The organism is Paenibacillus sp. J22P51 (assembly GCF_059692215.1).
Window position 1 is genome coordinate 1 of sequence record NZ_JCAUAZ010000012.1, and the last position, 23,043, is coordinate 23,043.

21 protein-coding genes, 3 tRNA genes, 1 rRNA gene and 1 riboswitch are annotated in these 23,043 nt (G+C 42.4%); of the genes, 18 read left to right on the forward strand and 7 right to left on the reverse strand.

All coding sequences use genetic code 11. The features are described 5' to 3' along the window. The 11 genes from rrf to AC58QC_RS22190 all read left to right on the forward strand — a co-directional run. Window positions 1-109: ribosomal RNA gene (rrf, locus tag AC58QC_RS22140) — 5S ribosomal RNA — on the forward strand; the annotation flags it as partial. A 103-nt stretch (window positions 110-212) separates the two neighbouring features. Further along, complete coding sequence (locus tag AC58QC_RS22145; RefSeq protein ID WP_497417243.1) at window positions 213-1,418, forward strand: putative glycoside hydrolase; 1,206 nt, start codon at window positions 213-215, stop codon at window positions 1,416-1,418. Window positions 1,419-1,580: 162 nt separating this feature from the next. After that, on the forward strand, window positions 1,581-3,038 hold the full coding sequence (guaB, locus tag AC58QC_RS22150) for an IMP dehydrogenase (protein ID WP_497417244.1): 1,458 nt from the start codon (window positions 1,581-1,583) through the stop codon (window positions 3,036-3,038). A 134-nt stretch (window positions 3,039-3,172) separates the two neighbouring features. Beyond that, window positions 3,173-4,540, forward strand: coding sequence for a D-alanyl-D-alanine carboxypeptidase family protein (locus AC58QC_RS22155; RefSeq protein WP_497417245.1), 1,368 nt, complete (start codon window positions 3,173-3,175; stop codon window positions 4,538-4,540). A gap of 120 nt (window positions 4,541-4,660) precedes the next feature. Continuing rightward, window positions 4,661-5,542: a pyridoxal 5'-phosphate synthase lyase subunit PdxS gene (pdxS, locus tag AC58QC_RS22160; RefSeq protein ID WP_065854409.1), complete on the forward strand. Its 882-nt coding sequence runs from the start codon at window positions 4,661-4,663 to the stop codon at window positions 5,540-5,542. Then, on the forward strand, window positions 5,542-6,120 hold the full coding sequence (gene pdxT, locus AC58QC_RS22165) for a pyridoxal 5'-phosphate synthase glutaminase subunit PdxT (protein WP_497271028.1): 579 nt from the start codon (window positions 5,542-5,544) through the stop codon (window positions 6,118-6,120). The genes pdxS and pdxT overlap by 1 nt, the downstream gene beginning before the upstream one ends. A 91-nt stretch (window positions 6,121-6,211) precedes the next feature. Beyond that, the gene (serS, locus tag AC58QC_RS22170) at window positions 6,212-7,492 is read left to right on the forward strand and encodes a serine--tRNA ligase (protein WP_497417246.1); all 1,281 of its coding nucleotides are present in this window, start codon (window positions 6,212-6,214) and stop codon (window positions 7,490-7,492) included. 83 nt (window positions 7,493-7,575) lie between these two features. Then, window positions 7,576-7,662, forward strand: a tRNA-Ser gene (locus AC58QC_RS22175). A 357-nt stretch (window positions 7,663-8,019) separates the two neighbouring features. After that, window positions 8,020-8,367, forward strand: a complete 348-nt coding sequence (locus tag AC58QC_RS22180; RefSeq protein WP_497417247.1) for a hypothetical protein — start codon at window positions 8,020-8,022, stop codon at window positions 8,365-8,367. Between the two features lie 20 nt (window positions 8,368-8,387). Then, window positions 8,388-8,537 (forward strand): hypothetical protein, encoded by a 150-nt coding sequence (locus tag AC58QC_RS22185; protein WP_497417248.1) that lies wholly within the window; start codon window positions 8,388-8,390, stop codon window positions 8,535-8,537. A 24-nt stretch (window positions 8,538-8,561) separates the two neighbouring features. After that, complete coding sequence (locus AC58QC_RS22190) at window positions 8,562-8,735, forward strand: small acid-soluble spore protein P (protein ID WP_497417249.1); 174 nt, start codon at window positions 8,562-8,564, stop codon at window positions 8,733-8,735. Window positions 8,736-9,093: 358 nt separating this feature from the next. Here AC58QC_RS22190 and AC58QC_RS22195 read toward each other — a convergent pair whose 3' ends face one another. The 4 genes from AC58QC_RS22195 to AC58QC_RS22210 all read right to left on the reverse strand — a co-directional run bounded on the left by AC58QC_RS22195 (window position 9,094) and on the right by AC58QC_RS22210 (window position 12,562). Beyond that, complete coding sequence (locus tag AC58QC_RS22195) at window positions 9,094-10,299, reverse strand: MFS transporter (RefSeq protein ID WP_497417250.1); 1,206 nt, start codon at window positions 10,297-10,299, stop codon at window positions 9,094-9,096. A 537-nt stretch (window positions 10,300-10,836) separates the two neighbouring features. After that, window positions 10,837-10,907: transfer RNA gene (locus AC58QC_RS22200), tRNA-Arg, on the reverse strand. 132 nt (window positions 10,908-11,039) lie between these two features. Beyond that, window positions 11,040-12,023, reverse strand: coding sequence for a hypothetical protein (locus AC58QC_RS22205; protein WP_497417251.1), 984 nt, complete (start codon window positions 12,021-12,023; stop codon window positions 11,040-11,042). Between the two features lie 5 nt (window positions 12,024-12,028). Beyond that, window positions 12,029-12,562: an SLATT domain-containing protein gene (locus AC58QC_RS22210; RefSeq protein WP_497417252.1), complete on the reverse strand. Its 534-nt coding sequence runs from the start codon at window positions 12,560-12,562 to the stop codon at window positions 12,029-12,031. A 193-nt stretch (window positions 12,563-12,755) separates the two neighbouring features. Between AC58QC_RS22210 and AC58QC_RS22215 the strand changes: the two genes are divergently transcribed. From AC58QC_RS22215 to AC58QC_RS22240, 6 genes are all read left to right on the forward strand, one after another. Beyond that, window positions 12,756-12,863 (forward strand): hypothetical protein, encoded by a 108-nt coding sequence (locus AC58QC_RS22215; RefSeq protein ID WP_497417370.1) that lies wholly within the window; start codon window positions 12,756-12,758, stop codon window positions 12,861-12,863. 302 nt (window positions 12,864-13,165) lie between these two features. Further along, complete coding sequence (locus tag AC58QC_RS22220; protein WP_497417253.1) at window positions 13,166-14,770, forward strand: toxin-antitoxin system YwqK family antitoxin; 1,605 nt, start codon at window positions 13,166-13,168, stop codon at window positions 14,768-14,770. A 150-nt stretch (window positions 14,771-14,920) separates the two neighbouring features. Further along, window positions 14,921-15,292, forward strand: a complete 372-nt coding sequence (locus tag AC58QC_RS22225; protein WP_497417254.1) for a hypothetical protein — start codon at window positions 14,921-14,923, stop codon at window positions 15,290-15,292. Between the two features lie 751 nt (window positions 15,293-16,043). Further along, the gene (locus tag AC58QC_RS22230) at window positions 16,044-18,203 is read left to right on the forward strand and encodes a virulence-associated E family protein (RefSeq protein WP_497417255.1); all 2,160 of its coding nucleotides are present in this window, start codon (window positions 16,044-16,046) and stop codon (window positions 18,201-18,203) included. 212 nt (window positions 18,204-18,415) lie between these two features. Then, complete coding sequence (locus AC58QC_RS22235) at window positions 18,416-18,745, forward strand: hypothetical protein (RefSeq protein ID WP_497417256.1); 330 nt, start codon at window positions 18,416-18,418, stop codon at window positions 18,743-18,745. A 359-nt stretch (window positions 18,746-19,104) separates the two neighbouring features. Further along, on the forward strand, window positions 19,105-19,587 hold the full coding sequence (locus AC58QC_RS22240) for an SMI1/KNR4 family protein (protein ID WP_497417257.1): 483 nt from the start codon (window positions 19,105-19,107) through the stop codon (window positions 19,585-19,587). Window positions 19,588-19,932: 345 nt separating this feature from the next. On the opposite strand, the gene AC58QC_RS22245 is transcribed toward AC58QC_RS22240, so the two are convergent. The 3 genes from AC58QC_RS22245 to tadA all read right to left on the reverse strand — a co-directional run bounded on the left by AC58QC_RS22245 (window position 19,933) and on the right by tadA (window position 21,773). Then, window positions 19,933-20,994 carry a tyrosine-type recombinase/integrase gene (locus AC58QC_RS22245; protein ID WP_497417258.1) on the reverse strand — a complete coding sequence of 354 codons (1,062 nt, stop codon included), beginning with the start codon at window positions 20,992-20,994 and terminating at the stop codon, window positions 19,933-19,935. Window positions 20,995-21,188: 194 nt separating this feature from the next. Next, window positions 21,189-21,262: transfer RNA gene (locus AC58QC_RS22250), tRNA-Arg, on the reverse strand. A 73-nt stretch (window positions 21,263-21,335) separates the two neighbouring features. After that, a complete protein-coding gene (gene tadA, locus AC58QC_RS22255) occupies window positions 21,336-21,773 on the reverse strand; it encodes a tRNA adenosine(34) deaminase TadA (RefSeq protein WP_497417371.1) in 438 nt (145 codons plus the stop codon). Window positions 21,774-22,049: 276 nt separating this feature from the next. Continuing rightward, window positions 22,050-22,136: riboswitch (cyclic di-GMP riboswitch) on the forward strand. A gap of 111 nt (window positions 22,137-22,247) precedes the next feature. On the opposite strand from tadA, the gene AC58QC_RS22260 reads away from it, so the two are divergent. Further along, window positions 22,248-22,982 (forward strand): PilZ domain-containing protein, encoded by a 735-nt coding sequence (locus tag AC58QC_RS22260; protein WP_497417259.1) that lies wholly within the window; start codon window positions 22,248-22,250, stop codon window positions 22,980-22,982. Window positions 22,983-23,043 lie beyond the last annotated feature (61 nt).

Genomic DNA, 23,043 nt, shown 5'->3' on the forward strand with positions numbered 1-23,043 from the left:
TGATGGCGGAGGGGACCCACGCGTTCCCATCTCGAACACGACCGTTAAGCCCTCCAGCGTCGATGGTACTTGAACCGCAGGGTTCTGGGAGAGTAGAACGTTGCCAAGCAAAGAGTTAGAGTCTTTCTGGATTATTTTCCAGAAAGACTCTTTTTTTTATATCTGTAAATGTTGCTTTTTTAACCATACTAATCCTACGAGGAGGGATGACGATGAGGACAACAAGCAGCATGAGATGGATCAACAGGGTGTGTCTTTGTTCGTTAGTAACACTGATGATGAATGGTTGCTCAACCAAAATCGATGAAGTGAAGGAGGAGACAAATCCACTTCACTCATTAAGTCATGTAGGAAGCATGGAGCCTGCGCCCTATCAGGAGCCGAAGAAGATGCCGGTCGTTGCGGCAACGCCTTATTTTCAAAAGCCTGCTAAACCACCGATCGTGAAAGGTATTTATGTTTCAGCCTGGTCCGCTGTAGGCAATAAATTCGAGCAATTGATAGAACTAGTGGATCGTACGGATTTAAACGCGATGGTGATTGATGTTAAGAACGATTCCGGTCAGGTGACCTATCCCTCGACGGTTCCATTGGTCAATGAGATCGGGGCGAATAGCCACGTCATTATACAAGATATGAAAGCGAAGCTGCAAAGATTGAAGCAGAAGCAAATTTATACAATTGCAAGGCTTGTCGTGTTTAAGGATCCTTATTTAAGTAAGAAGAAGAGTACGTATGCTATGAAAAACAAAGACGGAAGTGTCTGGAAGGATGCGAAAGGAATTGCTTGGGTAGATCCTTTTAAAACAGAGGTATGGGACTATAACATTCAAATAGCGAATGAAGTAGCTGCTCTGGGGTTCGATGAAATCCAATTTGATTATGTGAGGTTCCCAGAGAATGGGCAAAAGGTGGATCGGGAGGTCCAATTCGATAACCCGCAGAAGCTAAGTAAAGCACTGGATATTGCAACCTTTCTGCATAAGGCAAAGGAACAGATCGGAGGGAAGGCGTATATTTCAGCGGATGTATTTGGATTAACGACGTCTTTACCTAATGATATGGGAATTGGACAGGACTGGGCGATGATCAGCAAGGAGGTTCATTTTATTTCTCCAATGCTGTATCCGTCACACTACACGACCGGGATTTATGGGGTGAAACATCCAGATTTGCAGCCATACGCGATCATCCATCAAGCTATTAACGATGCCAAATGGAAAAATCATCAGTTAGCACAATCGAGTGGTCAGATCGCTCAGATCAGGCCCTGGTATCAGGATTTTACAGCTACTTGGGTGAAACCGCATAAGAAGTATGGTGTTGTTGATGTAAAAGAGCAGATTAAGGCGGCTAGGGAGCAAGGGGTTGAGCAGTTCTTGTTATGGAATCCAAGCAGCACATACTCCTATCGTTAACGGAATTGACTTATTCAAGGTGAGGGGGAGCCGTGTGCTCGTCCTTTTCCTTGACACCAAAAATAGGCTTTTGTTAAGATTGCAATCATACGAAAGAATGAGCAGAAGCTTATGAATCAAGCTTTCTTCAGATAGAGGGCTTTAAGGAGGACATGGTACGCTGTGAGAGAAGATAAGTTTGGCAAGGAAGGCTTAACGTTTGACGATGTATTGTTAGTGCCTAGAAAGTCTGAAGTGTTCGGTAAGGAGATCGACGTTTCGACGCAACTGGCACCTGGTGTGAAATTAAATATCCCTTTCATTAGCTCCGCTATGGATACGGTAACGGAGTCTGCGCTAGCGATTGCTATGGCACGTGAAGGCGGTATCGGAATTATTCATAAGAATATGCCGATTGAGCTTCAAGCGGAGCACGTTGATCGGGTAAAAAGGTCCGAGAGCGGCGTTATTACAAACCCATTCTCCTTAACGCCTGAGCATCATGTTTATGACGCAGAAGAGTTGATGGCGAAATATCGGATCTCCGGTGTACCGATTGTGAATGAGAATAATCGTTTAGTCGGTATTTTGACGAATCGCGACTTGCGTTTTGTACATGACTATTCCATCAAAATTAAAGAAGTGATGACGCAGGAAGGCCTTGTGACAGCGCCAGTTGGAACAACGCTGCAGCAGGCAGAAGGCATCCTTCAGAAGCATAAGATTGAGAAGCTGCCTTTGGTAGACGAGAATTTTGGTCTAAAAGGGTTAATTACCATTAAAGATATCGAGAAGGCCATTCAGTTCCCTAACTCGGCGAAAGACGCGCAAGGCCGCTTGCTAGTAGGCGCAGCTGTGGGTGTATCCAAAGACGTGCTAGAGAGAGCCGCAGCGCTTGTCACAGCTGGTATTGACGTTATCGTCGTGGATTCTGCTCACGGACATCATATTAATATCGCAGAGACTGTGAAGAAGCTGAGAGCCCAATATCCAGAGCTTCCGATCATCGCTGGAAACGTGGCAACAGGCGATGGTACGCGTGATTTGATCAAAGCGGGAGCTTCTATGGTGAAAGTAGGGATCGGTCCTGGATCGATCTGTACAACTCGTATTATTGCAGGGATTGGTGTTCCACAGATTACAGCGATTTATGATTGTGCGCAAGCAGCTGCCGAGTTCGGCGTTCCGATTATCGCAGATGGCGGTATCAAGTACTCTGGTGATGTAGTTAAAGCGATCGCAGCGGGAGCTAGCGCGGTTATGATAGGCAGTCTTTTTGCAGGGACAGAAGAGAGTCCGGGTGAGTCTGAGATTTTCCAAGGACGGAAGTTCAAGGTTTATCGCGGAATGGGCTCCTTAGGCGCAATGAAGGAAGGCAGCAAGGATCGGTACTTTCAAGAGAACGAGAGCAAGCTGGTTCCAGAAGGTATTGAGGGCCGTGTAGCTTATAAAGGGCCAATGGCGGATACGGTGTATCAACTGGTGGGTGGACTTCGTTCAGGCATGGGGTATTGTGGAGCGCGTAACATTCAAGAACTCATTCATGATACGCAATTCGTGCGTATTACAGGTGCAGGACTGAAGGAAAGTCATCCGCATGATATCCAAATTACGAAAGAAGCACCGAATTACTCGATGTAAGTTTGTTGTCACAATATGGATGAAATTGGAGGCGTGGGAGTTGAACCCACGTTTTCTTTTTTTTGTCTAATGGGGTGTGTTACAATATAACGTGTCATAACTGTTATCCAAACATATTTAGGGAGAGTGAAATTGTGAGATTTTTAAGTTTTACAAAGAAAAAGGTTGCTTTGGTGTTAGGTGTTAGCTTAATTGCTCAATCCTTACTTTTACATATACAGCCAACCTATGCGGCATCGCCTGCTCCTTCGGCAACTCCAAAACCTGCTGCGGTGACAACACCTGCGCCTAATGCAGGAACAACGCCTGCACCCGCACTGAATGAACCTCAAGTAGCAGCGAAATCTGCGATAATCATGGAGGCAAGCACCGGGGCAGTATTGTTTCAAATGAATGCGGATGAAGCATTCCCTCCAGCGAGTATGGCGAAGATGATGACGGAATATTTGGCGATGGAGAGTATCAAAGAGGGCAAATTTAAGTGGGACTCACCCGTGACAGCTAGTAAGAATGCGGCAGATGTCATCGGCTCTGGTCAATTGATTGCCGAAAATGAAACACTGACGTTCAAAGATATGTTTAATGCGATGTCCATTTATTCCGCGAATGATGCTTCTGTGGCTTTTGCTGAATTGCTAGGTGGGACGGAAGAGAATTTTGCGAAAATGATGAATGACAAAGCGAAACAGCTTGGGATGTCCGACAAGGCACATTTTATTAGTGCGACAGGACTTTCACGTGCTGATCTTATCAATCCGCCGGCTTCCATTGAGGGTGAAACCAAGATGACCGCTCGCGATGCGGCAATTCTTGCTTATAATATTTTGAAGGATCATAAAGAAATTCTGGAATTTACGAAAATTCCATCGTTAAAGCTAAGAGCAACGGACAAGGCTCCAATGATCAACTGGAACTGGATGCTCGAAGGGAATTCGACAAACACCAATTTCAAAAAGTATGCGTATCAAGGATTGGACGGCTTGAAAACGGGATCAACGGATGATGCAGGCTACTGCTTCACCGGAACTGCAGAACGTAACGGCATGCGTATGATTACGGTTGTTATGGGCACCAAGACTGAACCAGAGCGTTTCAATGAAACACGCAAGCTACTGGATTATGGATTTAACAATTTCGAGATGAAGCCATTCTTGAATGCGAAGCAACCGATAGATTCTTTGAAAAGTGTGAACATTAAGAAGGGTGTACAAACCGAAGTATCTCTTGTAACGAAAACAGGTCTAACTTTCGTTGCTAGAAAAGGTGCGAAGGATACGGATTTCAAAGTTACAACTGAGCCAGTTGAAGAAAGCAAGCTTGTAGCTCCTATTGCGAAAGGCGACACGCTGGGGAAAGTAAAAGTAAGCTACAATGGTCAAGAAAAAACCGTAGATTTGATTGCGGATGCTGATGTTGAAAAAGGTAGCTGGATCCGACTGTTGTTCCGCTCCATTAAAAACTTCTTCAGCGATATGTTCAATGGGATTAAAGGCGGCTCTTAGGCCAGAAAATGGGTTGTATATTACCCCTCCTTCATGTAAAATTGTTGTTTAGAAGTTTATTATCGAATCGTGTAGGGAACTACACCGAAATTGCATAGAAGCTATAGGAGGAAATAGAGAATGGAAACTGGAACTTCCCGCGTTAAAACAGGTATGGCCGAAATGCAAAAAGGCGGCGTCATTATGGATGTAATGAACGCTGAGCAAGCTAAAATCGCAGAAGCAGCTGGCGCGTCCGCTGTTATGGCGCTTGAGCGCGTACCTGCAGACATTCGTGCTGCTGGTGGCGTATCCCGTATGGCTGACCCAACAATTGTTGAAGATGTGATGAAAGTTGTATCCATTCCAGTCATGGCGAAAGCAAGAATCGGACACTTCGTTGAAGCTAAGGTTCTTGAATCCCTAGGCGTTGACTATATCGATGAGAGTGAAGTACTAACACCTGCGGATGAAGTATTCCACATCAACAAACGTGATTTCACCGTGCCTTTCGTATGTGGTTGCCGTGATCTTGGCGAAGCTTTACGTCGTATTGGTGAAGGTGCATCCATGCTTCGTACCAAAGGTGAGCCAGGAACAGGGAACATCGTTGAAGCGGTTCGTCACATGCGTACGATTCAAGGTCAAATTCGCAAAGTTCAAAGCATGTCTTTGGATGAGTTGATGTTCGAAGCCAAAACGCTTGGCGCTCCTTATGAGCTCTTGTTGCAAATTCACCAAACAGGTAAATTGCCTGTTGTTAACTTCGCAGCTGGCGGTGTTGCTACACCTGCTGATGCAGCGCTTATGATGCACCTTGGTTCTGATGGTGTATTCGTTGGATCTGGTATTTTCAAATCCGATAGCCCAGAGAAGTTCGCTAAAGCAATCGTTGAAGCGGTAACGCACTACACAGATTACAAAATGATCGCTGAAATCTCCAAAAACCTAGGTACCCCTATGAAGGGAATCGAAATTTCCAAGCTTCAAGCTTCCGAGCGTATGCAGGAGCGCGGCTGGTAATGACGAAGATTGGGGTTCTCGCGCTGCAAGGCGCGGTAGCGGAGCATATTCGTGGGATTGAAAAGGCGGGCGCAGAAGGTGTGGTTGTCAAACGCACCGAGCAGCTCGCTGAGCTTGATGGCATTATTCTTCCTGGCGGGGAAAGCACGACGATCGGTAAGCTCATGCGTACGTATGGCTTCATCGATGCGCTACGTGATTTCTCCGCGGCAGGCAAGCCGATCTTCGGCACCTGCGCAGGGTTGATTGTCATTGCGAAAGAGATCACCGGACAGCCAGAAGCTCACCTTGAGCTGATGGACATTACGGTGGCTCGCAACGCGTTCGGTCGTCAACGTGAAAGCTTTGAGACGGACTTGCCGATCAAAGGCATTGACGAGAACGTTCGCGCGGTTTTTATTCGGGCTCCACTCATCGAAAAGGTGGGACCGGATGTGGATGTACTGGCCACGTATGACGGCCAGATCGTCGCCGCGCAGCAAGGGCACCTCCTTGCGGCGTCGTTTCACCCAGAGTTGACGGATGATTTCCGTCTGCACAGTTATTTCCTAGACATGGTAAAGCAAAGCCAAGCATAATAAACGGTTCAAGCACCCCGAGTTAACCGGATTGCCGGTATGGGTGCTTGCTTCCATATACAAACCATTTTGCGCTAACGGAGGAATCTCCTTGTTTGATGTAAAGTTACTTCGAAGTGATTTAGCAGCTGTACAAGCTGCCATGCAAAACCGCGGCAAGCAGATCGAGGAGCTTAATGGTTTCACAGAATTAGATGTGAAACGCAGAGAGCTGTTGCAAGAAACCGAACAGCTGAAAAACCGCCGCAACACCGTTTCCCAAGAGGTAGCGGGCCGTAAAAGATCCGGTGAAAATGCGGATGAGTTGATTCAAGAAATGAAAGTGGTCGGAGACCGTATTAAAGAGCTTGATGACGAGATCCGTGTCTTGGACGAGTCTTTACAACAAGTCCTACTCTCCATCCCGAATATGCCCCATGCAAGCGTTCCTGTGGGCCGTACAGAGGAAGAGAACGTGGAAGTGCGCCGCATTGGTGACATTCCGCAGTTCAATTTCGAAGTGAAGCCGCATTGGGAAGTGGCGCAGGATTTAGGCATTTTGGATTTCGAAGCAGCGGCGAAGGTAACGGGCTCGCGTTTTGTGTTCTACAAAGGACTGGGAGCTCGGTTAGAGCGCGCATTGATCAACTTCATGATGGACTTGCACAGTGATGAGCATGGCTATGAAGAAATGCTGCCTCCTTATATTGTAAACCGTGATAGCTTGACGGGTACAGGTCAGCTTCCGAAGTTTGAGGAAGATGTGTTTAAGCTGGAGAATTCGGAATATTTCCTTATTCCAACAGCGGAAGTACCAGTCACGAATTACCACCGTGAAGATATTCTAACGAATGAACAGCTGCCAGTTAACTTCGTGGCGTTCAGTGCTTGTTTCCGTTCGGAAGCAGGATCGGCAGGACGAGATACACGCGGTTTAATCAGACAGCATCAATTCAACAAAATTGAGCTTGTAAAGCTTGTGAAGCCCGAAGACTCCTATGAGGAGTTGGAGAAGCTTACAGGGCATGCTGAGCGCGTTCTACAGCTATTGAGGCTGCCTTACCGTGTGCTGTCACTCTGCACAGGTGATATTGGCTTCACGTCAGCGAAAACGTACGATCTAGAAGTATGGCTGCCTAACAGCGGCGCCTACCGCGAGATCTCCAGCTGCAGTAACTTCGAAGACTTCCAAGCCCGCAGAGCGAACATTCGCTTCCGCCGGGATGCGAAGGCGAAGCCGGAGTTCGTACATACGCTGAATGGATCAGGCTTGGCGCTAGGTCGAACAGTGGCGGCGATTCTTGAGAATTACCAGCAAGCGGATGGTTCAATCGTTGTGCCAGACGTGCTTGTTCCGTACATGAACAACGTTAAAGTGATCACGAAAAAATAGCACTTGCATCGAGTGACGATTATGTGCTACAATGCTTTTTGTCACTGCACAAGGTCGTCTCCCTAATCGGAGACACCTATCGTGGAGAGGTGGTCGAGTGGTTTAAGGCAGCGGTCTTGAAAACCGCCGAGGTCGCAAGGTCTCCGTGGGTTCGAATCCCACCCTCTCCGTAGCCAAAGTAATACCTAACCAAAAAGTCATGCGATTCTCGAAATCGTGTGGCTTTTTTTGTTTTTCTAGTTGAGAGGACAGTATTAAATCTCATTAGTATACCTCCCTGAGAGGCTCTGTGTCACCGTGACGCCTGAAATGGACGTTGTATCTTATGGGCTCTCTGATGTCATTACAGCCCATGTAAAGGCCTTATTGGCCTTCTATGGGGGATCTGGCCAAATAGGCAGAAAGCAGGCTGGATATATCCCACTGACAACCATCAGGCGGCTTAAACCGTGGTTGGTAGTAGGTGTTTTTTTACATGGATAAAAGACGGGCCGCTTCCGCATTTTAATCATGTGGAGGTGTTACCTATGAGCAAATCAGATAAACCTAGCGTGGATCAAGTTGAACTCGTAAACGAATGGATGCGCGTAATGCCCACCGTTCTGCAGCCTGCTGATCAAACAAGGGTATGGGCAGACGAGGGCGATGCGGATGCCATCCGCGTGCACATAATGACGGCGGGGCATACCGGCTATTCGTTTGATTTTAAAGTGACGTATGTAGATGCCAGAGAAGTGAAGGTTGAGCTGACCGATGTACAGCAAGGAACGACGCATATTGACGAGCGTGGCGATGTCGTACAGTCTTTAATCGATGATTATGTGCGTCATATCCATGAATGTGCGCAGGCTTTGCAGAAGGTCACCAACGCTTAAGTAAGAAGGAGGACACCGTGATGACGAAGCAAAAGAGTCCAGATAAAAACTTGCAAAATGTGGCGAAAGATCTGGGTGCCAATCCGGTCAACGCTCATAATGCGCAGCAGATCCAGCAGAAGGTCAATGATCATCGGCATCAGGATGCGCTTAATCAAGATGGAAACTAGCTCGTAGAAGGAGGATGGGCATTCATGTCTAAACCCAAATCATATTCAGCAGGCGACAATCTTGTGAACAATGGTTCTGTTAAAAACCGAAATAATCATGGCGGGAATCAAGAGCCCTTATCTGGATCGAAAAAGGTGAAGAATCAGAATCATCACGGTGGACACGCGGCAGAAGGCCATGGACACGGCGGCGACTAATTTTTTTTTACAAACATGATTAAAAAAACGTAAACCGGTCATACTATTATTGTCGGCAAGCAGAGAGGTGTGGTTCCGTTGGAGCAATTAGCGAAAGCGAAACAACCGTTGCAAAGAGGACTTTTCTACCTGTTATAATCAGGCTGGAGGGCGATGTGCTAAAGACACTTACCGTGTTTTATACGCAGATTTAACTTAGGTTTTCGTGTAACAAGGTTCAAAGAAATATCATCAATGCCGACGAAAAAAGAACCCTTAGGGGTTCTTTTTTTCTATGTCTATGGAGTTGTCGGAAGTGGTCTGGGTAACAGCTTAACAGCTATATCACGGTTAGAGCGAATCGCGTGATTCGTTCCTATTATTGCGCAATTGTAGACTTGTTAGCTGACAAAGGCTGTTTCTTAGTTGCACTTTGAACGAAATAAGCAAGTAGTGCACTGCCAGCACCGAGAATGCCGAGTACAATAAAGCCTTCATTAAGCGAGAAATAATCGCCAATGATCCCCATAAGGACAGGCCCGATGAACATACCGAGACCATAAATCGCTTGGAAAAAGCCCATCGCTGTTGCTCGCTTTTCCGCAGGCATATGCTTAATACTCATCCCCATGAGCAGGGTAAACGAAAGTCCGCGACCAAAGCCTGCTAACGCTTGTGTAATCATGAGCAGCCAGAGATGATGGGTGAAGGGAATCGTGAATGTGAATATACCCATGAGCAGAAAGCCAGCTACAACCATACGTTTCTCCCCATACCGGACCGACCAACGTCGTCCACCGAACAAGGAGGCCAGAGCTACAGGGACGTTGGCGAATAAAGAGAGCAGGGACAGCGAGAATTTGTCCGCGCCGAGCTGCATGGCATAAACCGGCGTGAAGCCGAAAACCGTAGCAAAGATCAGCACTTGCGATAAAATAGCGAGCAGGGAGACGAATAAGAGTGTGCGATCCGTTGCCACGTTGCCGATCCCGCGCAGGGTGATTTTAGGCGCGTCTTTTTCTACTTTTTCGATAAGAAAGAAAGAGCCAATCATGCCCAGTAAACCAAGCACGGCGCCTAGAATGAACACCGACTCCCAACCAAGCTTGTCTGCGGCCCAGCCCGCACTAAGTATGCCCAGCACCTGACCGAGTGAGTTGAAAAAGGAGATCGTTCCGATCGCCTTGGTAGACTCTTCATGCTTGTAATAGCTCGTGAATAGCACCGTAAAATCAACCCAAGTCGCTGCAGCTGCCCCTGCAAGTGCGCGAAGAATCAAGATCCAAGTGAAATCGTGCGTGAACCATAGCCCGAGTCCCGTTATGGCGGTGAAGAGAAGACCGAAGGTGATGAACAGTCTTCTTTTATGAAATCGGTCCGACATAATGCCTACGGGAATACGGAGCAGCATTTGCGAGATGCCATACATGCCGACAATCCAGCCAGCCAGCTGGTGGCTTCCCCCGAGGAACTCCACGTAGGGCGCCATGATGGGAACGCTAGTGTACATCGACATCCAGAAGAGCATCGTGACCGCACAGAAGAGCGGAATGCGATAGGATGGCATATTGCGAGTTGTTGTCATCGGAGTAAGAACTCCTTTCGATTCAGTGTTATCTCTATTATCCTTCTTTTGTTGACTCAACGTCAAAAAGATTATGCATAGAGGCGATGCCGCGTACTTGTTCAACCAATGCATGATGGTGGCTAAAAAAGCTGTAACAGTTTCATTAGTGGGCGAATATCCTAACGATAGTCAAAGGAGGGATAGGCGTGTACGGGAATCATCGATGATATGGACGAGGAAGGCGTCACTATGTTAATCCCTGAAGAGGTTGATGGCGAGGAAAGGGAGATTGATCCAAGCAGACAACCATAAGGCCACAGGTATCGCCGATTTCGTCGGCAGCATTTTCCGTTTTTCCTGTTTGCATTTCCGTTCTTCAGACCTTACCCATACTACCGCCCCTATTATCCTTACTATCCTTGGTATTAGTAGACAAGGGCGGTGCGGCTGCACAAACCGAGCTAATATCATCGTAAAACAAAAGACGATCGCAGTCGGATATCACCCGATTTGCCATCGTCTTTTACTTTTGAACGGACAATTATTCGTATACGCGCCCGATACGATTCGAACGTACGACCTACAGTTTAGGAAACTGTTGCTCTATCCTGCTGAGCTACGGGCTTCCCAAAACCCTTGATATAATGAGTTTTTTGTATATTTACCTAACCAACAGACTGTGTAACGTCCAACAGTCTACTTTATTCTAACTACACAGTCTATTATATCATTACATGAAAGGAGTTATAAAGTATTTGTTACTCGTTCTTAAAAACTCTATAAATGTTTCGAATTACTTTGTCTTGATCTTCTTCCTGTTCCATACTATTAAGAACTGATACAATGTGTTCAACTCTTTGGGCATACCAATCAAGACTACTTACATCTGCTAGCAAATTTACATTGGAATCATATGGATCAGGAAGTACCCCTTTCCTAAATATCATTGCAATGTAACTTAAAACCTCTTTAACATTGTATGAAAATACTTCAGTCCAAATATGAGATTTTTCGTATTGAACAACAGCTGACTCTATCGCAAATGACGATATTGAAAACCTATATTTACTCTTTATATACTTGCATAAACGAATAACGTTTCTAAAACCATCATTATTCATTGCTGCACCATCAAGTAACTGTATATCTTCACGTGGTGAGGTGATAATCCAAGATCCTTCCTTATTTCCTTTTGGAATAATATAAAATGTTGTGTCATCATCGTCTCTTTTAAATATTCCTGCAGGAACTAAATCTATTTTTAAGTTATGTTTTTGAATATAAGCAGTTATTGCTTGCCCAGCCCGCTCTGGAGCTTCTCCACCAAAGCTTTCTGTGACCTTAGTAACGACACCTTGTAGCCAGTTTAGTAGTTTAGTTGGACTTACCCCAGAATCATCAGACTTTTTATATTTACTATCATATCGATGATTAGGAGTCGCATTTCCTTGTCCAGTGCCATATGCAATTCCCCCTTTAGTGAAAACACCTGTACTACAGTCAATAACCACAAGAACATCAAACTCGTCAACGGTAGATACTTTTGTCTTTTTGAAAAAACTACCAAAGTAAACAAAAGGAGTAGGAGAGTAGAGGCTAGGTTCATTAGAATTGCGATTGATCTCATTCTGCAACCGTTTTAAAAACCATTCTCTACTGCTAACTGCTGCACTTATATCTGTTCGATTTAGTTTAATTTCATCGTAGATAAACTCACTAATTGCCGTGTCAATATTCCCCATGTAATTTACTCACCTTTGCGCTTTTTTTCTGAATCGGTATATAGCTCCTCACCATCATTTAGCCCTTTCTGAGCAAGTCGATAATCAGCATTCGAAGTAGGAAAAGCATCAGCATCATTGTTAATTTGGTTGCAGACTTTCGATAAATTCTCCAACTGCTCTCGTAGACTCTCAGGATCAAAATGATTATCTAGTGAATAGGCTTCCACTCGATTACACTCTTTTGCAACGGCTAAATATCTTGAGGCAATGCTTCTATGCCCTTCCACTTGTTTCTGAAAATTAAAAAATGTTTGAATACCGATAAGTGCTGCTGTTAGTAATGATAGAAACGCTCCTACCCATTTACCTAAATTGGACCATTCGTCCGAAAAAAATGCAAATAAGATTGATCCAGCAAGAATATTTGCGATTAAGCTAATGATACCAACATAGGCATGATATCTCTGTTTTCTATCGGCAGCATTATAATGCTTTTTTTTACCATAAAGAGCATCCACCCGTAACTCACGAACTAAATTTAAGACATTATTGGACATAAAGTACCTCCGTGGCATATTTTTTGTATGTTTTATATTATATCAGAACAAAAGATTGTACACTATTAATTTCCTTCAAATCCAAATGTAGGATAAATATTCAATTATAATAGTTAATGATTATGTTCAACTGCGGATCTCTTTGAAAGAGAACCTAGACACATCAACAGCAACAGGCAAGCTAATGTTGACCATGATCAGTGAAATCAATGAGTTTGATCGTGCTAATATGCTAGAGCGTCAACGTGAAGGTATTGCAGAAACTAAGAGGGAGGTAAGTACAAAGGGCGTAAAGAGGTAGAAGTTACAAACTTTGAAGCTCACTATGCTCTATACATGAAGCGTGATGTCAGCAAGTCGGCACTAGCTAAAGATTTGGGCATATCAAGACCTGCGGTAGACAGATTAATCAATGAGTACGAACATGAGCTAATTGGGAACGTTATTTTTATTGTTCTACGTTAGTTGGCATTAATTGAACTAACTGGCGTTTACATAAATAATAAATGTGAAAAAGGAAATGGTTCGTGTATATCGAAAAGAGGATATGGCAATTGAGCTTCTTCATTGTCAGGACCTTAATCATGTGAAGGAGAAAGTAAAATGAAATCAAACCGAACGTTATGGACTTATTTGGTTTTAGGAATTGCATTGCCAGCTATAGTTTTAATAGTTTTAGCCTATTTTATTTTTGGTGACTTAACTGAGGCTGTTAAAGTGATGTATAGCTTTCGCGGTCAACCCAACAAAACAAAAGACGCTGTAGCTTCATTATTTTTGGTAATCTCCTCATTGCTCGGAATCTATTCATTAATAAGTACGATTGTTTTTAGCTATTTAATTTGGAAAGTAAGTGTTAGCACTTTACAAGTCACAGAAAGGTCGGAGAAGTTAGAAATTCAAAGAGATCAAACAATTATTCAAGAGAATGCTTTAATTGTTTACTACGATGTTCAGAGACAAATTACTAATCTAGTTGATTTATATAAAAGTTTGGTTGTAAGTAAAAAGGATCCGAGTCCATCTCGTCTATACCTAAGTGCAGATTGGATGAAGAACGTTGCTTCCCTCAGGAATGAACTCTCAGAGCAAGAAATGAAATATCTTTTTCGGTTTTACGAGGAGTTTCTGACCTTACAATCTGTTCTTGAAATACATAATGAACCAGTCGAAATAACAAAACATGTGAAAAAGCTTTCTGAGAATTATCTTGTAGAGGGATTACCACTGCCAATAATAATTCAATATTCAAATTCGTTAAATACAGAGAGCAAGATGTCCCTAAGACTCCTTACTATTTACCGAAAGATTCACAAAGCTACTTTTCCCTTGACTAAAATTAAAGAGGATTGGATTGAAGTCGACGGTGAAAAGGACGTAATGAATATAGAAGTCAATAATTATACCTATTTTAGAGGTGGAAGCACTTCAACGCTATTTGATGCTCTTGGAAATAATATTCTTGTTGGTTCTTTTACATATGGAGGAGCTGAATTCCTGGGAGGCAAAAGGATTCATGGATCTCTGTCAAGTATTGCATACAATATTGTAATTCAAAAAGCAGAGTCGGAAGAAGGCTTCCCAGTAATAACTAATTTAGTAATCCATGATTTTAAAGCAGAAAAAGATATCTATAACGCTGAAATAAAGAACAATGAACCTGTTAATGGTTTGGTAATTAAATATAATGCCGAAGGGGAGAAGATGTACGAGGGTTATCTCATTGATGGTAAAAGAGAAGGTGAGGGTACATCTTATCGAGAGGGGAAAAAGTATTTTTCAGGTATCTGGGAGAACGACCGACCGAAGAATGGTGAGTTAAGTGAAAATGGGAAGCTAGTGTTTAAAGGGGAGATAAAAAACGGTAATAAACCATGGAAAGGGGAGGCATTCAAACTTACAAGAGATTCCTTTTATGAATTTACGGGTATTTTAAAAAATGGTCTTCCTTTTCGTGGATCGGGTTATAATTTCAAGCAGAATCAGTATGGGTTAAGCTATAGCGAGGATCTTGAACATGAATACATGCACCCCGAGGATGAACAGGAGATGCATAGACAAATGTTCGAAGAAGAGCACGCTCGACGAAACGAGGAGGCTCGTAAAGCACATAGCTGGGAGGAGTATATTGAGGCAGATTGGAATAATGGAGAGGCAACAGACAAAGCTCCAATAGAATCTAATATTATTGTATTATATTATAAATAATTTATTATGATTATCAGTTCATTTGGAAAACTTGTGTTTGGATTGATGGTTATACATATTTATTACTTGAGCATGACGGGTAGCCGAATTATTCAAGAAACGGTGAACAATAGATAAATAAGATTAAGAACCCATCGAAAGGAGGAATCTATGCAGATTCAGAATTTATCCATAATACAATCCAGAATAACAAATTTTACATGGTCTGATTTGGTATGTATTTCTGCCTTTAAATATTACATGGACAAAAATAGGCACTATGAAGACATCTCAATGCTTGATATTGAGTTCTTATCCAATAAGGATGGAATAAACCTAAGAATTCAAATTAGATTTAGAGAGATTGAAAGTCTTAATATCAATGCTAGCGGAAACATAATACAACTTGGGATTTTTGATATTGTAGATATTAAAGGTGATGGTTGGTGTGCATTAAATTTTTGGGTACGGGACATCGAGTGTGAAGTTTTAGGCTTTTATTGTAATGCTATTGAGGTAGTTTCGGTAGATCAAATCGATTAACCACTTGCCCGTTTTCTCATTAAATAACGGCAAACGATAGTTATGCAGGGGTGCTTCTGAAAGACCTAGATGTACCTGACTATGTCGTGTTAAGCGTACAAATAACCACGGCATTGAGTTTGTTCAAGCTTAACCACGTATACGTAAACTTTGATAAGAACGTTTCCATAACTGGAGCGTTTTTTTTGTTTATTGTGCATTTTTCAATCTAATTACCTTAAGTAATTGAGAGCAGTGTGTGATTTTCCAACTCGTTTTACGACATAGCACTCGAGTGGAGTTTTTCAATGCTTTCTTATATTTGAAAAGGAGCATTTAAACAGGTGTACCTGCTTCTTAATATTTTTCAACCTCATTTACAGAAAATACCTTTATAGTCGTATTGTGAATTTTAACAGTTACTTGCGATTAGGTATATGTGAGGACTTGTCGCCATTAAGCCAAAAAAGAAGGATGTGATTTCGATAGACGATTAAATCGAGGAGCGTATTTGTGAGTTTGGATTCCTCTTTACGGTTGTGGGGTTGGGAGGACTTTTTTATCTCATGTAGACAAAAGAGAGGGGGGAGCATCTTGAGTTTCACAACGTTTAGATTACCAAGGAAACAAATGCAAGGCTGATAAAGTTATTACAAGCCGAGTAGCGTATGTAGACTAACTATTTGGGAATGTTGGTCAAACAAGCTGTACAGCGAGATTTAAGTAAGTAAACAAATTAAGAAAACCAAAACTAACTTCTAAGGAGAGACATATGAAAATGAAATTTATTAAGTTCGCCACGGGAGAGAAACATGCATCATATCCCAATGAGTATTCTGAAACTAAAGACGCGTTTGAGGATTGTGGTTATTGCTTGGAGCCGAATGAGGTGGTGATTGATATTGACATCTCAGATACCAAGAACGCCGATCTCTCCAAGGAAACTATTTTTGAGTTGTTTAAGACGGAGGGCATCGACACTCAGTTAGTCGAAACAGATCGAGGCTGGCATGCTTACTTTACCTACGACAGTTTGAAACCTGAAGAGAAATTCAAGTCGGAAGGCTACGTCCAGATAGGTGGGAAATGGGTCGATGTAGAGTTCAAAACTGCGGGATCAAACGGCAACGGTGGTATCACTGTAAAACGCAACGGTATTGAGCGTAAAGTTACTAATCCTAATAAACGAATGATGTTGCCTGAACTATTCTTGAAAGACTCTATAAAAAAGATACAACCACATACGGAGATTGTTCCATTTAATGGGGAGTTCTACTTTATAGAGTTCACCCAACGTGTTCTAGAACTCCAATCTAAGGGCTATTTTGATGCAGGTACGTATAATCAGTGGAATAACTTCTTGACTGCACTAGCCACAATGGTTCGAGAGAATCGGATTACTGAACAAGAAGCATTGAAGATTTGCACACTGATCGACGATGAAAAAAAGGGATCAGCTGCTAAATTTCAGCGTCACTTACGTGATGAATCTTTTAACATCAACTTTGGACATATCGTTAAAGTGATGAAAGATAACGGCATAGATATGAGAGGAGTTTACGTTGATTACGATTGGTTAGCCAAGCAAGAAGCGAGACATGAAATGATGGACATGTTAGAGGTGGACAAGAAATCTGGACGTACACTGCCCACACGCACTAATATGATTAAAATCTTTGAGAACGATCCAAAGCTAGTCGGCATGTTTAGACACAATGAGTTCACCAACCAGATCGAGGTAGACGATGGAGTACCATGGAAACGTACCGCGGGTACTTCTAAAATAGAGGATTCAGACGAGCGGGCATTGCGTGTTTATATTGATGGTAAATATGGAACATCGCCAACAGACGCTATTTCAGACGCTTTGTCCGTATCGGCAAATGAGCGTTCATTCCACCCTGTTAAGGAATATTTCAATGGATTACCAGAGTGGGACGGTATTGAAAGGATTAAGACAATTTTAATCGACTACCTTGGCGTAGATGATACTGAATTGATCCAAATGCAGACCAGATTGTTTTTCCAAGCAGTTGTCTCTCGCACGTTTGAAGCGGGTTGCAAATGGGATTACGTCTTGGTATTTAAATCACCACAGGGATACGGTAAATCCACATTTTGTAGGGAGATCACACCATCTGCAGATTGGTACACGGATTCTATTCAATCCCTTGATGGCAAAGACGCAATGCAGTTACTTCAAGGTAAGCTTATTGTCGAGTTTGGTGAAATGGCAGCAATGACTAAGAAAGAAGCAGAATTCGTAAAAGGTTGGCTAACACGTATGGTTGATGTGTTTCGCCCGTCATATGGTCGCCACGAGGTCTCCCGTCCGCGTCAATGCGTGTTCATCGGTACTACCAATGATGAAGCACCGATCAAGGATGAGACAGGAGGTCGCCGTTGGTGGATTATGGAGGTCACCAAAAAGTATAAGGAGCAAGAACAGGTGCACGGCAAGATTGATCTAACTCAAGTTTGGGCAGAAGCCGTCCATCTATATCGCTCGAAACATAATGGAGGGCGACTAGCTTTACCATCGTACTTGGAGAAGGAAGCCAATGAGGTTCAACGCTCATATACGAACTTGGGAGTTTACGAGGGTGAAATTGTTTCCGCACTGGACGATGGATTTACAATGATTGGTGAAGATGTGAACAAGCTTGAAAACATAACATATCTAAATCGTACATGTGCCAAGCAACTTTGGGTACACGCCTTACACCGTAGCTTGGAAACCATCAAGGATGTTGATGTCAAACGTATTAACGCCATTATTGAAAGTCATCCCGATTATGTTAAATACACACGTACTCGCTTTGGAAGTTACGGTAATGTACTGGTGTTTGATCGTAAAGTACCGCGTACAAGAGTTGGGTGTCAACCAGACTTGGCGGGCAAGCTTGTCAGCAGCTATCCACATCTAGGATAAAGATCTGAACACTTGAACACATGAACACCTATCTACTAAAGATTATTTTCATTTTTGTTATTTGTGATGATGTCTGAAAGTTATGAAAAACGGTGTTCAAAGTGTTCAAGTGTTCAAATTTCTTGGTAAAATACCGTTTGCATTTAGGGCAGTTAAATAGAAAGATAAGTCTCTCAAAAAACACAAAACTAATCTAGCTGGAGGAACTGACAATGAAACAGAGTCAAATCAATAAACAAAACAATGATATTATAAAACGTATCGTGCCTATCTTGGCAAAGAAATATACCATTAAGTCCGCAAATGAGCACGAAATTTTACTTGATCTTGATAACGCTGATGACATCGAGATAACAACTCGTTTGACAGCTGAAAAACCACTGAGCATCTATGTGTGGAAGGAAGGTAAGAGTACTTCGGACTTATTCCAAGGAGTTTCCGAAGATCGTTTAATCCATATGATCGATGATTTAGTTGTTTTGTACCGAAATGGTTACAACGGTCACACTAAAAACACAACTTGGTACAAACCAAAGAAATAACGGGCAGGATTATAGATAATTGAACTAGAAATATGTATTCAAAAATACAGAATGTCAGGTGCAAAATAACTTGAAAAAGCTAATTAGGTATTATTTAAAATCACAATATTTTTCTCTAGTCCTGTTTACATTTATATTTGCATCAAGTAGTTTGTATGGTCTGATTTCTTTTTTACTTCTTGGGGATTATGTTCTTGCTGGAACTTCTTTTGTTGTTAGTCTAGTATTTTCGTTTATTTGTTTTCGTTCGGGTAAAAAAATCAAAATCCAAATAGAAAAAATTGATGTTAAAGATGTGTCGTCGTTGAACTAACAAGAAACTTTAGTTTATGGAGGGAAAGTGAGAGGAAAGGTGTATCTTGAAGGATATGGAAGCATTATTAGAACAAATAAAGAGCTTACCTTATTGTAGAGTAAGTCCATCAAATGGGATGCCACATTTGGATAAGCATGAGCTTCCTGCTGATGTAAGACGTTTCTTTGAGCTTTGCGGAGGCGTGTTTCTTTTTGAAGGTAAAGATTATACTTGCGAGATACTCCCACCTGAAAAGTTTACCTTATCTAATCCAGTTATCATTGGAGAATCAGTAGAAGAAGATATATCTTCACATTGGTATTTAATTTGCCATGATGGTAATGGCGACTACATTTCTATCGACCTAAATCAAGACCGATTAGGAAAATGTTACGATAGTTTTTGGGATAGACATGGTGTTGTGGGAGATTGTCCCGTAGTAGCTAATTCATTTACTGAGCTGCTCAATCAATTGGTTCAAAATAACGGCGAACGATGGTACTGGCTAAAAGAGGATTTTGAATCCTTAGGCGATGCTTACGATTGATATTATTGAGGGTAATTCATAAAACTAAACGGTGAGCTTTAGTAGTACAAGGTTTGTTGCGGTGGGCAAACTAAGATAAGTATAGTGCGGGAATACGATGAGCAAGAAATAGGAAAGGCAGGATCACGAGTGGACAAGGTACATACAACCTTTCCTCTATGTGTTCCTGCCTTAATTTTTTACTAGATCTTGTCAACATCCCCCCGCGGGGTCTAAAAGCGTTTTTTGCCTTTTTCTCCGCGACCGCACATGCCCAGTAAGTCAAAAAAAGTTCCCTAAATCAGTTTTATCTTCCACCTTTTATTTTAAATTTAACCTTACCAAAGGAGATCTATTCAAGTTCATTTATTTTTTCTTTCTAAGAACATTTGCAAGAGGACTATACTGGTTATGTTGAATTATTAGGTCTTCATTCTCAAGTTGTATGTAGCGTCTAGTCGTAGAAATATCTGCATGACCTAATATGCGCTGAAGCGAGAACAAATCCATGCCATTTAGGGCAGAATGTTTGGCGTAGAACCTACGGAATGCGTGGGGCGATACTGCCTTTTTTAATCCAGCACGTTTCGCATATTTTTTTAAATTTGTTCGGATACCGTCTGAGGTTAACCTATCGCCGAAATTGCTAGTAAAAAGAGCGTTACTTTGAAAGTGTTGTTTGGTTTCGTTGATAAGTTCATGAATAAGTTGGAGTACTTCATTGGATATAGGGATGATTCTCGATTTACGGTTTTTGTTTTTAATCGCTGGTAAATTAACAACTTTTGATTGGAAATCGATATCTTCAATATCTAGGGAACTAACTTCTTGAACCCTCATACCGCTGTCAACAAAGAGCAACATCATTATGTAATCACGGAATTGAGCATAGGAACGGTGACTTGGTTGTTGTAGCAAAAGACGCAATTCGTCTTCAGATATAGGTTGCTTTGTGTCATATTCTACCTTCATTAGCTTAATGTTCTTAGTAGGACTAACCAAATTAACTTGCTCTTTAACTAATACATTAAACCAACACTTTAAAAATCGTATAGAGATGTTTACTGTATAGGGGGATAAACCTTTAGTGTTTTGATCCCTATGATTAACTCCACCGTACTTCGTTTTGTCATATGCTAGGTAACTGACATAGGAGCGAATTATTGATGATGTAATCTGTTGTATGTAGTGAATGTCTGAAAAATTTACTTGCAACCAGTTACCAAAATTATTGAATTGAACATAGTATTCCTTTTTTGTCCGTGACTTAACATTTTCAGCTTCTTTTACATTAATGAACAAATCGAAAGCTTCTTTAATATTGATTTGCTCTTGATTGTGTTGAGATTGCCCTGTGATTGATGTTATACCGCGCTCTAGGACAATCCTCTTTCCTTTTCGGTTTTCCGATCTAATTTCAATAGACATTCTATAAACCTCCTGAGATTGACCAGAAGAAGGTTACACTTATTTCTATTGGCTAGGCATACCAACAGTCTCATTAGACTTAGAACAACAGTCTACATATATTCTAGGTATAGACTGTTGTTTATCATCAGAAGGAATTTATCCCCTAAAAAAACAAAAAAACCTTGAATTATCAAGGTTTAAAGGTACTTTTACGCGCCCGATACGATTCGAACGTACGACCTACAGTTTAGGAAACTGTTGCTCTATCCTGCTGAGCTACGGGCGCATAGTATCGTCATTCTACCATGAGATGATTTCTAACTGCAACCATTTTAGCCCAATGGGGGAGGTTTCACTAATTACATTTTCCCGCGCAATTTTCGGAAAAATTGCGTCAGCATCGTCGAACACTCCTCTTGCAGAACGCCACTCACCACATCGACACGGTGATTGAACCGGTCTTCCTGCAGCAAGTTCATCAACGTCCCCGCACAGCCGGCCTTCGGATCCACCGTACCGTAAATGACCTGCGGAATACGCGCTTGCACAATCGCTCCTGCACACATCGGACAAGGCTCCAGAGTTACATAAAGCTGGCAGTCCAACAGGCGCCAAGCCTGCAAATGCTCGCTCGCTTGCTTAATCGCGATCATCTCCGCATGCGCGAGGGGATCTAAGGTTGTTTCACGTAAATTGTAGCCGCGGCCAATGATTTGACCTTGATGGACGACGATCGCGCCAATAGGAACTTCGCGGATGGCTTCGGCTTTCATCGCCTCTCCAATCGCTTCTCTCATCCAGGGGATATGTTCATCCACAGGGGGACACCTCGCAATAATAGTTTATCCACATGTGCATAAAAATCGAACAAATATTCGTTGTTAACAAGCTGTGGATAACAATGTGGATAACTTATAAACCTGTGGATATTCAATCCACTACACATTCATACAATAAAAACATCGCCTATGCAAGGATTTTAGTTGAAAGAAATATCTAGGCTACGTATAATGGTGATAACAGTGGGTCTTTTAGACCATAAACGATGAGCTTACATACAATGACACGGCAGGGTTCGACAATAGCAAACTTGTTGAAAAGCAAGGACGCAAAGCTGAGGGTCTACGGTTCTAATGAACTATGGCAGCCTGGTTACCGAAAATCGATGCTTTTTTGATTAAGGTGATAGGCTGCTCCTTTGTGTGGGGGCAGTCTATTTTGTGCGGAGAAGTTCTGTAGAATCCATTTGTAGAAGGAGGGTGTTGGTACACATGGCGATGAAGCAGGATGCATTGAAGCGGTATGGGAGTAAAGAAGGATACGATGCGGAAGTATTAATTGATTGCAAGGCTGTTCTGTCTAAGGATGATTTCGTGTCTACAGGTATTCTTACCTATGCCCAAGGAGACATCATGGAGATCGAGTTGCCCGAATATGATGTTTTTCAGCTTGGAGATAAGGCGAAAATGACGTTATATACCAAGTCGGGTCTATTCGTCCTTCAAACGACAGTCGTAGCGAAAGAACCTGGTTCACTCATTGTGATCAATCCACCTGAGAATCGGAAGAAGTTTTCGGAGAAACGGGAGTTCCCGCGGGTGAATGTGAAAAACACGGGTCAGATTATAGGTTTTCAGAATATCCAACAAAAAGAACTGCATGTCCTTGAAAATCCCATTGAACTATCGATTAAAAATATCTCGATGAATGGAATTGGATTTACCATCAATGATAATTCCATGATCGATGGTATTCTTCATAAGAAGTGTTTGCTTCAAGTCGAGTTGGAATTAGGTTTCGAGCTGCCTTGCATGTTGGAAATTATACGGAAAGAAAAGCTGGAAGACAGCTACTACTACGGGGCCAGCTTCGAAAGCTATCCAGAGGAACAAAGCAATGCGCTGCGCGGGTTCATCCTACGAAATCAGATCGAAACCTACTTCGAGCAGAAGCGGGATGACGAGTTCAAAAAAGCAATGGAAAAAAAGACTGCAGCCAATCAATAGCTTGCAGGCTTTTTTTTGCCCTCCAAGTACTATATAATAAGAAGGATGATTTTCGAAAATT